Source organism: Mobiluncus porci, assembly GCF_009695935.1.
Classification (GTDB): Bacteria; Actinomycetota; Actinomycetes; order Actinomycetales; family Actinomycetaceae; genus Mobiluncus; species Mobiluncus porci.
In genome coordinates this window covers 23706-34561 of sequence record NZ_VUMY01000024.1, presented here as the reverse complement: position 1 = coordinate 34561, position 10856 = coordinate 23706, and the positions used below count along the sequence as shown (strand labels likewise).

Annotated in this window: 8 protein-coding genes; all 8 read right to left on the bottom strand. The window is 56.9% G+C overall.

Annotated features, from left to right (window positions below; genetic code table 11):
• Positions 1–281 precede the first annotated feature (281 nt).
• The gene (gene tpiA / locus FYJ63_RS10455) at positions 282–1058 is read right to left on the bottom strand and encodes a triose-phosphate isomerase (RefSeq protein ID WP_154546463.1); all 777 of its coding nucleotides are present in this window, start codon (positions 1056–1058) and stop codon (positions 282–284) included.
• Between the two features lie 2 nt (positions 1059–1060).
• The gene (locus FYJ63_RS10450; protein ID WP_154546483.1) at positions 1061–2251 is read right to left on the bottom strand and encodes a phosphoglycerate kinase; all 1191 of its coding nucleotides are present in this window, start codon (positions 2249–2251) and stop codon (positions 1061–1063) included.
• Positions 2252–2348: 97 nt separating this feature from the next.
• On the bottom strand, positions 2349–3356 hold the full coding sequence (gap, locus tag FYJ63_RS10445) for a type I glyceraldehyde-3-phosphate dehydrogenase (RefSeq protein WP_277028340.1): 1008 nt from the start codon (positions 3354–3356) through the stop codon (positions 2349–2351).
• 235 nt (positions 3357–3591) lie between these two features.
• Positions 3592–4572: a DNA-binding protein WhiA gene (whiA, locus tag FYJ63_RS10440; RefSeq protein WP_154546461.1), complete on the bottom strand. Its 981-nt coding sequence runs from the start codon at positions 4570–4572 to the stop codon at positions 3592–3594.
• 50 nt (positions 4573–4622) lie between these two features.
• Positions 4623–5633: a gluconeogenesis factor YvcK family protein gene (locus FYJ63_RS10435; RefSeq protein ID WP_154546459.1), complete on the bottom strand. Its 1011-nt coding sequence runs from the start codon at positions 5631–5633 to the stop codon at positions 4623–4625.
• Positions 5634–5640: 7 nt separating this feature from the next.
• On the bottom strand, positions 5641–6573 hold the full coding sequence (gene rapZ / locus FYJ63_RS10430) for an RNase adapter RapZ (RefSeq protein WP_154546457.1): 933 nt from the start codon (positions 6571–6573) through the stop codon (positions 5641–5643).
• 50 nt (positions 6574–6623) lie between these two features.
• Positions 6624–8411, bottom strand: a complete 1788-nt coding sequence (locus FYJ63_RS10425) for an ABC-F family ATP-binding cassette domain-containing protein (RefSeq protein WP_154546455.1) — start codon at positions 8409–8411, stop codon at positions 6624–6626.
• Positions 8412–8421: 10 nt separating this feature from the next.
• Entirely contained in the window at positions 8422–10737 is a 2316-nt protein-coding gene (locus FYJ63_RS10420) for an Rne/Rng family ribonuclease (RefSeq protein WP_229770145.1), read from the bottom strand.
• Between the last annotated feature and the right edge of the window lie 119 nt (positions 10738–10856).

The window sequence follows — 10856 nt, the reverse complement described above, 5'->3', positions numbered from 1 at the left end:
TTCAGAAAAATCAGCGACGACGACATCACAGAAATGCAACACCTTCTAAACATCCGCCCCCGCGAAACCCTCGGCTGGCAAAACCCCGCCGAAGCACTCAATGTTGCACTCACCACTTGACACCGCCATATTCCAGAAGATGCCGAAATTTCCCGAGTTACGTAACTAGCGGGGACTGCGACTCCGATAATCCGCCAACACTTCACGCAAACAGCGCCTTAATAAATGCTTCGGGGACCGGCGGTTTCCCGCCGGCCCCCGCGCCAGGTCTTCTAGCTAACTTACTTGCCGAGGCGGCAAATCTTGCCGAATTCCTCCGCTTTCAAGGACGCGCCGCCAACCAGACCGCCGTCCACATTGGGCTCGGCCATAAGCTCGGCGACATTGCTCGACTTCACGGAGCCACCGTAGAGAATCCGCATCCCTTCGGCAACCTCGGGGCCGTAGAGCGCCGCAATCTTCTCGCGAATCGCTCCGCAAACCTCTTCGGCATTCTCCGGAGTCGCGGTTTCTCCGGTCCCAATGGCCCAAATCGGCTCGTAGGCCACGACACACTTGGCGGCATCCGGGGTCGGAATCCCGTCGAAGTCTGCCTCAATCTGGGCCAGGACGTGCTCGACGTGCTTGCCGGCCTTGCGGACCTCGAGGTTTTCTCCGCAGCAGATAATCGGAGTCATCCCGGCGGTCAACACCTTGCGAGCCTTCTCGTTCACCACCGCATCGGTTTCCTGGTGATATTCGCGACGCTCCGAGTGCCCCACCACGACGTAGGAGCACCCTAGCTTGGTGAGCATCGCGGTGGAAACCTCGCCGGTGTAAGCCCCATTATCGTGGGTCGAAACATCCTGGGCGCCGTACTTGATCTTCATATCATCGCCGTCAATCGTGGTTTGCACCGAACGAATGTCGGTAAACGGCGGAATCACCGCCACTTCCACCGCAGAAAAGTCGTGGCGGTGGTCCTCCAAATCCAGATTCAATTCATTGACCAGTTTGATGGCCTCGAGGTGATCGAGGTTCATCTTCCAGTTGCCTGCCATAAGCGGAATTCTTGCCATGATTAATCCTCCAATACTTCAATTCCGGGTAATACTTTGCCTTCCAAGAGCTCCAGCGAGGCCCCACCGCCGGTGGAGATGTGCGAGAACTTCGACTCGTCGAAACCGAGCAGGCGCACTGCCGCGGCGGAGTCCCCGCCTCCCACGACGCTGAAGGCTTGTCCGTCTTGGAGCGCCTTGGCCACGGCCTTCGTCCCGCCAGCAAAAGCATCAAACTCGAAGACACCCATCGGCCCGTTCCAGACCACGGTCTTTGATTCAGCAATTTTCTCGGCGAACAAGGCGCCGGACTTTGGTCCGATATCGAGTCCCATCTGGTCTTCTGGAATGGCATCGGCAGCCACCACGGTTGCCGGAGAATCAGCCTTGAACTCCGGAGCCACCACCACGTCAACCGGCAAAACCAGATCCACCCCGTTTTGCTTGGCTTTCTCGAGGTAGCCCTTGACGGTTTCGATCTGGTCTTCTTCCAAGAGAGACTTTCCGACCCCATGACCAAGAGCTGCCAAGAAAGTAAAGGCCATACCGCCACCGATGAGCAAAGTGTCAGCCTTACCCAGCAGATTCGCAATCACGCCGAGCTTGTCGGAAACTTTCGAACCACCCAGAACGACCGTGTAGGGGCGCTCCGGATTATCAGTAGCTTTGCGCAAAGACTCGATTTCCTTCACGACGAGCAGGCCAGCCGCCGACGGCAAAAGCTTCGCGATATCGTAGACGGAAGTCTGCTTGCGGTGAACCACCCCGAAACCGTCGGAAACAAAGCAATCCGCGAGTTTCGCCATCTCGGCGGCAAGCTCGCCACGCTCCGCATCGTCCTTCGAGGTTTCCCGCGGGTCGAAACGCACGTTTTCGAGTATCAGGATTTCGCCGTCTCCCAGAGCTTCGGCCTTAGCCTGGGCATCCGGACCAGTCACGTCCGCGGCCAAAGTCACCTTTGCCCCGATGAGTTCCTCGAGACGTTTCGCCGCCGGCGCCAAAGTGAACTCGGGCATAACCTGGCCCTTTGGGCGGCCGAGGTGAGCCATGATGATGACCTTTGCCCCACCGTCCAGGAGTTTCTTCAGGGTCGGCAAAGCCGCGCGAATCCGTCCATCGTCAGTGATGACGCCGTCTTTCAGGGGCACATTGAAGTCGGAGCGCACCAGCACGCGTTTCCCTTGCAAATCCCCCAATGATTCAATCGTTTTCAGCATATTTATCCTTCGTTTCTTTCAAGTTGCAATCGGAAATGTTTGGGCGTCTGTCGCTCAAAGACAACAGACGCCCTCACATTTAAAGCCCCAAAATTTAGAGCTGCTTGCCAACCAACATGGTCAGGTCAACGAGGCGGTTGGAGTAGCCCCACTCGTTGTCGTACCAAGACACGGCCTTGATCATCTTGTCAACCTGCTTGGTCAGGGGGGCATCGAAGATAGAGCTCAAGGGGTCAGTAACGATATCGGTGGAGACAATCTGGTCATCGGACCAACCGAGAATCCCCTTCAACGCGCCTTCCGAGGCAGCCTTCATTGCCGCGTTGACATCTTCAACGGTGCAGGACTTCTTCGGCATAAAGGTCAGGTCGGTGATGGAACCGGTGATGACCGGCACGCGTAGTGCGTAGCCATCCAACTTGCCCTGCAACTCAGGAAGAACCAGACCCACAGCCTTCGCTGCGCCAGTCGAGGTCGGGATGATATTCACCGCAGCGGCACGTGCCCGACGCATATCCTTATGCGGGGCGTCGTGGAGACGCTGGTCACCGGTGTAGGCGTGAATGGTTGTCATCAAGCCGTACTCGATACCGAACTCATCGTTCAAGACCTTGGCCATCGGAGCCAAGCAGTTCGTGGTGCAGGATGCGTTAGAAATCACGTTATGCTTGGCCGGATCATAGGTGTCATCATTCACACCCATCACGAAGGTGGCATCCACATTGCCCTTGCCGGGTGCGGAGATGATAACCTTCTTGGCGCCGCCGTCCAGGTGGACGCGAGCCTTATCGCCATCTACGAAACGACCGGTAGATTCAATCACCACGTCGGCTCCCAAGTCACCCCACGGGAGTTTCGCCGGATCAGTCTCGGCCATTGCTGCAAATTTCTTACCGTCAACAGTAATGGATTCGTCATCATAAGTGACTTCCTTACCCAGGCGACCTGTCACCGAATCGTATTTCAACAGGTGGGACAGGGTATGATTGTCGGTCAAGTCGTTCACGCCGACAATCTCGATGTCCGCGCCCTGCTCGAGGGCGGCGCGGAAGAAGTTACGGCCAATACGGCCAAAGCCATTGATGCCAACACGGACAGTCACAATTTCCTCCATCTTGTGCGCTTCGCGCACTATTAGGTTATCTTGAAGGCTCTAGCTCCGTAACGGAACTTCGGCCCCTGGCTAAATAGTCAACCAGCTCTTAAAACCTACACCGATTTAGGGAAGAAAATCAGGAGATAAGTCCCTAAAAATTCCGGACTTTATAAAGAGAGAGCAAAATGTTGCTCCCCATCCCCCCCCCTTGCGAACGCACCTCAAGCCCCAGGAGAAGCCCTCAGGACTCCAGAAGCTCCGAATTTAAACCTGATTCAGTATCGGGAATCCCGAGTTCTGAGGCCTTCTTATCCGCCATCGCCAGCAGACGGCGAATCCGTCCCGCTACCGCGTCCTTCGTCAACTGGGGAGTGGACAATTGGCCCAGTTCCTCCAAGGAGGCTTGCTTGTATTCCAAACGCAGTTTGCCCGCCGACACCAGGTGTTCGGGAATATCGTCTCCCAAGATCTCAAAAGCACGACGTACCCGCGCTCCCGCCAGGACTGCGGCGCGGGTAGAGCGGCGCATATTCGCGTCATCGAAGTTCGCCAAACGGTTGACTTCCCCGCGTTTTTCGCGTTTTTCACGCCGATCTGCCCACACGGAAAGGGACTGAGTGGCACCCATTTGTTGAAGTAAAGTTGTGATGGAATCGTTTTCCCTCACTGCCACGCGAAACATTTGTCGCACTTCCCGAGACTTTGCGTTCGCACCGAGCCGACGCGCGAGACCCACCAATGCCAAGGCAGCCTCGGGGCCGGGAGCGGTCACCTCGAGCGCTGAGGAACGAGTCGGTTCGGTCAAGGATCCGCGGGCCAAGAAGGCGCCGCGCCAAGCCGCTACACAAGCCGAAATCGGTCCGGAAACCAACTCGGGAGGGAGACCGCGGATGGGACGTCCCGCTTTGTCCAACAGGCCAGTGTCGTGAGCCAGTTTTTCTGCGCCGGTAACGATGCGAACCACATAGCGGTCGCTTTTTCGCAATCCCCCGCCACCCACAACTACGACTGAAGAAGCGGCGCGGTAGAGGTCGATGAGGGCAATCTGGAGGCGCTTGGCGGCAGCAGCGTTGTCGAGTTCTGCTTCCACGACGATATTCCCGGCCACCAGGTGAATTCCTCCTGCAAAACGCAACAGCGCAGAGGTTTCCGCGCGAAAATCCGCGCGCGATTCCGACACTACTCTCGCGAGTTCGTCCTTTGCCGAAGCGGTCAGCGACATATACCTAGCCTCTCAATTCCTGATCCGTCCAAAAACCTCATCTATTCTAGCTAATGATTATCCAAGTCCTCGATGGGAGCCAGATCTCCCCAGTTACCGCTCATGGCATCGCGAAACGCGGCCGCCAGACGCAGCGGATCGTGGCGGGCCGTACCATCGCCCACCGAGAGCTGGCGCAACATTACTTCACAACCAAGCGTTTGTGCGGCATGTTCCAGATCGTCTATATCCACCACCGCCGCGGGGTCACCAATCACAATGTTGAGCCCCAATTCCGGGGCATATTGCCCGAGTACCCGCAGGTGGTCCGGCAAAGGCAGATCCTGAGTCTCACCGCGCTGACGAGAAAGGTTCAAAACCAGGGCTTTCCGGGCACTCGCTTGGGATAGCGCCTCGCGCAAGGGAGCCAGGAGTAAATGCGGCATCACCGAAGTGAACCAAGATCCGGGTCCTAGAACTATCCAGTCAGCTTCCGCAACGGCCTCGAGGACTTCTGGAGGGACAGGAGCGTCGGGAGGATCGAGACGAATGGAGCGGATCATCCCCGGAGCCTTGGCAATCTTCGATTGGCCTTTGACAGTTCTGAGCGTCCCGCCGACCTCCATTTCAGCGGTAATTTCCATTGGCACGCGGGACAGCGGAAGAACCCTCCCCTTCGCATCCAGCAACTGCGTCAACCAGTCGAGTCCGGACACCGGATCCCCCAGAATCTCCCACAGGCCGGCCATCAGTAGATTCCCCAGGCTGTGTCCGTTGAGTTCCCCATCGGATTTGAACCGGAATTGGAGGATATCCCGCCAGGTCAAGCCCCAATTGCTTTCGTCGCAAAGCGCCGCCAACGCCATGCGGAGATCACCGGGGGGAATCAGGTCGAATTCCTCGCGCAGTCGCCCGGAAGATCCCCCGTCATCTGCCACGGTCACCACCGCCGTCAAATTGCGGGTGACGTGGCGTAACGCTTGCAGAGTCGCGTAGAGACCGTGGCCTCCACCGAAAGCAACCACCTTGGGCTGTTGATGACGGTTCGGCCAGTGGCTGAGATTCCCGTATTGTTTCGACATGACTGACCTATTCTTTCCCCAAGTCGCGGTGGGCGGTGCGCACTGAGAAATCTTTTTCGCGCAACAGTTTCGCCATGTATTCGCAAATCGCCACCGAACGGTGACGTCCTCCGGTGCAACCCACAGCAATTGTTACGAAAGGTTTTAACTCGCGTAGATATCCGTTTAGAACCGGCGCTATCGTATTGACATAATTTTCCGCAAAGTCGCGCGCTCCCGGCTGGCTAAGAACATACTTCGCCACGGCTTCGTCCTTACCGGACAGGTGCCGTAGTTCCGTCACCCAGTAGGGGTTCGCGAAAAACCGCACGTCCACCACATGATCCGCGTCCAGGGGAAGCCCGTATTTGAAACCGAAACTCATCACGGTGATGTTGAGACCGTCCGGTTCTTCGTCGGCCACAACCTCGCGGATTTTCCGCGCTAAGTCGTGAACGGAGTAGTTTGTCGTATCGATATAGATATTGGCGCGGTCTCTGATGGGATTCAGCAGTTCGCGTTCCGCTTGGATTCCGTCAAGAATCCGGCCCTTGCCTTGGAGGGGGTGAGGGCGACGCACCTGTTCATAGCGGCGCACGAGGACGGAATCGGAAGTGTCGAGAAAAAGGACCTGGTACTCGATATGGGCTTCCTGGAGCTGGTCCAAGGTGGTCATGAATTCGGAAAAGAAGCTTCTTGAGCGCACGTCCACGACCACGGCCAGCCGGTGGACACCATCCCCTTCAGGAGTCATCATTCGCGCCAAGGGTTGCAACATCCGCGGAGGAAGGTTATCGACCACATACCAGTCGAGGTCTTCCAAGGATTGCGCGGTTTGGGATCTTCCGGCGCCGCTCATCCCCGTAATGATGAGCAACTGGGCTCGGGAGGCGGTGTTGCGCGGGGTAGAAGCATCGAGTTCAGGAATTCCGGCAGGAACCGTAGGTGTGGGATCGTCCATAATCCAACTCTATCGATACCTAGTCCCTCCCGCCTGATTTTACTGGTAGATTAAACCTCCTCAGCCAGCTCGAGCCATTCGGTTTCAAGCTCGGCTTCGGCGGTTTTTTCTGACTTAAGTTCCTTGGAAAGCCTCGCCAAAGTCTCGTAGTCCGCGGGGTCGCTCTTCCCCATCTCGGTTTCAATCTCGGCCTGTCGGGCGCGAGACTTATCGAGCTTGCGTTCCAGGGCGGCCAGCTGTTTCTCGGCCTGATACGCTGCTTTTCCACTGTTCTTTACAGCAGTCTCCGCGCTTTCCTTGGCCTCCGCAGTCGATTTCTCCGTCGAAGCATTCGAGGCCAACCGCAGGTATTCTTCCACCCCGCCGGGGAGATGCCGCAGGTGGTGATCAACAACCGCATATTGCACATCGGTGATGCGTTCAATCAGATACCGGTCGTGAGACACCACAATCAGGGTTCCCGGCCACGCATCCAACACGTCTTCCAAAGCGGTCAAGGTATCGGTGTCGATATCATTCGTTGGCTCGTCGAGGATCAGAACATTCGGTTCTTCTAGCAACAGCAACAAAATTTGGAGTCGCCGCTTTTGTCCGCCACTTAGCGCCCCAATTTTTGCCTGTAACTGTGAAGTATTAAAACCCAATCTTTCCAGCATCTGGGAAGGGCTCAACTCGAGCCCTTCCACCTCGAAAGACCCCTTGAGCTTGCCAAGAAGCTCATAGACCTTATAATCGGAGATCTCTTTTAACGCCCGAAACTCCTGGTCGAGAAGACCAAGCTTGACGGTTTTCCCCTCGCGGCGGCGTCCCGCACTCGGCGCTAACTCACCAGCCACGAGCCCCAGGAGAGTCGATTTCCCCGCCCCGTTGGATCCTAAAATGCCGGCGCGCTCCCCTGGAGAAATCCGCCAGGTCACATCTTCCAAGACCGGTTTCCCGCCCGAACCTTCATAGGAAAAATCCACGTCCACCAGGTCAATCACGGTTTTCCCCAAGCGAGCAGTGGCGAGTTTCACCAGTTCGACCGTGTCGCGCGGTTTCGGCACGTCTTCAATAAGCGCATTCGCGGCATCTAGGCGAAATTTCGGTTTGGAGGTCCTAGCCGGAGCTCCGCGGCGCAGCCACGCGAGTTCTTTCCGCAAGAGATTTTCGCGTTTTTCCGCCGCCACTGCTGCCTGTCGATCCCGCTCGACCCGAGCCAAAACATAGGCCGCGTACCCGCCTTCGAACGGCTCCACATTCCCGTCGTGGACCTCCCAGGTGTCGTGAGTCGCCGCGTCCAAGAACCAGCGATCGTGCGTCACCAGCAACAATGCCCCCGAGTTCGTGGCCCATCTCCGGTTTAGATGCGCCGCGAGCCACGTCACGCCCTCGATATCGAGGTGGTTGGTGGGCTCATCGAGACCGATGACGTCCCAATCCCCAATCAGGAGTCTCGCCAAGGCCAAGCGTCGTCGTTGTCCTCCGGAAAGTTCCTCGACCCGACTCTCCCAGTCGATTCCGCCGGTGAGTCCCTCTAAAACGTTGCGAATCCGCGGATTGGCCAAGACTTCGTGGCGCGCACGTCCGTCCAATAAGACGGCCTCAACGGTGTCGGCACCCGCTAAGACGTCCTCTTGTCCCAACAAGCCGACCCGAATCCCCTTACGCCGGGTGACGAGACCGGAATGGGGCTGCATGGCGCCGAAAAGTATCTTCAACAAGGTGGACTTCCCGTCCCCGTTGCGCCCCACAATCCCGATCCGGTCTCCAGCGGAAACCCCCACGGTCACACCGCCCAGAAGCAACTTATCGGGGTATTCAACGTGGAGGTTCTGGCCTCCAAGTAAATTCGCCATTTCGCCGAATCTAGTTGTCGGTCACGACGATATTCGCGCCGTCCGCATCCGTGTTGATGACTCCGGTGGAGGCGGCGCGCCGATGACGACGTCGCGGCTGGCCACTAGCGGAATCGGAACCGTTACCGAGCTCGAGGCGTCCCGCGGCAGCGCCGAGAGCCGGTTTGTCCTTCCCGCGAGTGAGTTCCTTCACCGGACGCTGCGGCTCGGGACTCTGTTCTTCAAAGTCATTCAATTTAATGGTGTCAACCGTTTCAGGTTCCTCCACCTCATCTTGGGCGTGGGCGGCGGCGGCGATTCCCGCCATGGTTTGACGCACTTCCGGTTTCGTCTCCTTGACCGACTTGGCTTTTGCCCCGCGCCCCCGCTTCGTGGTTGAAGAATTGGTGGAACCGCGGCGAGAAGTCGAATGCTTCACCACGTCTTCCGGCGCTTGGCCGTTGTTTTCCACCGGCACATCGTGAACAATAAACCCGCGCCCATCGCAGCATTCACACTGGGTTGAGAAAGCCTCCACCAAGCCTTGGCCCACGCGCTTGCGGGTCATCTGGACCAGCCCCAGCGAGGTGATCTCGGTGACTTGGTGGCGAGTGCGGTCGCGTCCCAAACATTCGACCAAGCGTCGCAACACCAGGTCACGGTTGGACTCGATGACCATGTCCACAAAGTCGATAACGACAATCCCGCCGATGTCGCGCAAGCGCAACTGCCTCACGATTTCCTCGGCGGCCTCAAGGTTGTTCTTGGTTACCGTCTCTTCCAAAGTCCCACCGGCTCCGATATAGCGTCCCGTATTGACGTCGATAACGGTCATGGCTTCGGTGCGGTCAATAATGAGGTAGCCCCCCGAAGGCAGCCAGACTTTGCGTTCAAAGCCTTTAGCGAGCTGTTCATCAACGCGGTGGGCGGCGAAGATATCGTCTTCACCCTTCCAATGTTGGAGCCGATCTTTCAACTCCGGAGAGAGATCGCCCACGTACTTCGAGATGGTGCGCCAGGCTTCGTCTCCTTGAATCGTGAGGCTCGTGAAATCTTCGTTGAAAATATCGCGAACCACCCGCACCGCCAGTTCCGGTTCCCCGTGCAGCAAGAGTGGCCCGTTCTTGGCCTTATTCCGCTTAGTGTCGATATCCTCCCAGATTTTCACCAACCGATCCACATCGTTACGCAGTTGTTCCTCGCTCGCGCCTTCCGCGGCGGTCCTGACGATCACTCCGTAGCTGGAGGGAATCATGGTTTTCAGAAGCGTCTTCAAACGCTTGCGTTCTTCTTCGGGGAGTTTCCGTGAGATTCCGGTCATGGCTCCGCTCGGAACCAGAACTAGGTGCCGTCCCGCAAGGGTAATCTGAGAGGTGAGACGCGCCCCTTTATGTCCTATGGGATCCTTAGTGACCTGCACCAAGACGAGGTCTCCCGGGTTCAAAGCGTCTTCGATCCGTCCCGTCTTGGAGTTCAGCCCAGCCGCGTCCCAGTTCACTTCCCCGGCATAAAGGACTGCGTTGCGTCCTTTGCCGATGTCAACAAAGGCCGCCTCCATTGATGACAAAACGTTTTGCACCTTGCCGAGATAGATATTCCCGACCATAGAAGTTTGCGTGTGGCGAGAAACGTAGTGTTCCACCAAGAGACCATCTTCCAAGATGGCTACCTGGTTCAAACCATCGCGTTCGCGCACCACCATCTCCCGTTTCACGCTTTCGCGACGCGCCAAAAACTCTGCCTCAGTAATAGGAGTCCGACGTCGACTCTCTTTACGACCGGCTTTGCGGCGAATCCGCTTGGCTTCGAGACGAGTTGAACCTTCCAGGGCTTGGACTTGCGGGTTGGTGTTAGCATCGGCATCCGAGCGGGTTCGGTGACGACGCCGACGGGTCGGTTCTTGATTTTCGCTTTCAGAACAGGTGGTGTCCTGGTTTTGGTTACGAGACTGTCGGCGTTTGGTAGTTCCGTAGTTTTCGTTGTTTGTTGAGGAACTAGAAGTGTTCTTCTCCCCGTTTTCACCAGTCTCGTTCTTTCGATTAGAGCGGGAGTGAGTTTTGTCCTGGGGTTTTTCGGACTCCTCGCTATTCTTGCGACGACGGGTCCGCTTTGACTCGTTTGAATTATTATCGCTGTCTTCTTCGCCACGGTTAGTGTCACGACGATTTTGGTGGCGCTTCTCGGTCGATTCGTTACTAACAGCAGTAAAACTCGACAAATCCGGCGCTTGGAAGAGCAGATTTGCGGCTGGAAGCGCTAAAGCCGGAGCATTTTGGCTACTGGAGGCTTTCTTTTCTCCAGTCGCATTTTTATCAACAGTGGCGTTGGTAGTGGATTCAGTTGTCATATTCTTCTTGAACTCCCGCGTCCCCGTTTTGCAACCACAAACGGAAACGCTCCTGTAATGGCCCGCGGATACCGCCACGGACGGAAGTCTATTCTCGGGGAGGAGAACCGTTGAATCTC

Excerpts from the sequence above, each read along its gene's own strand:
- tpiA (WP_154546463.1), bottom strand. The coding sequence starts at position 1,058 with ATGGCAAGAATTCCGCTTATGGCAGGCAACTGGAAGATGAACCTCGAT.
- FYJ63_RS10420 (WP_229770145.1), bottom strand. The coding sequence starts at position 10,737 with ATGACAACTGAATCCACTACCAACGCCACTGTTGATAAAAATGCGACT.
- FYJ63_RS10435 (WP_154546459.1), bottom strand. The coding sequence starts at position 5,633 with ATGTCGAAACAATACGGGAATCTCAGCCACTGGCCGAACCGTCATCAA.
- whiA (WP_154546461.1), bottom strand. The coding sequence starts at position 4,572 with ATGTCGCTGACCGCTTCGGCAAAGGACGAACTCGCGAGAGTAGTGTCG.
- rapZ (WP_154546457.1), bottom strand. The coding sequence starts at position 6,573 with ATGGACGATCCCACACCTACGGTTCCTGCCGGAATTCCTGAACTCGAT.
- FYJ63_RS10425 (WP_154546455.1), bottom strand. The coding sequence starts at position 8,411 with ATGGCGAATTTACTTGGAGGCCAGAACCTCCACGTTGAATACCCCGAT.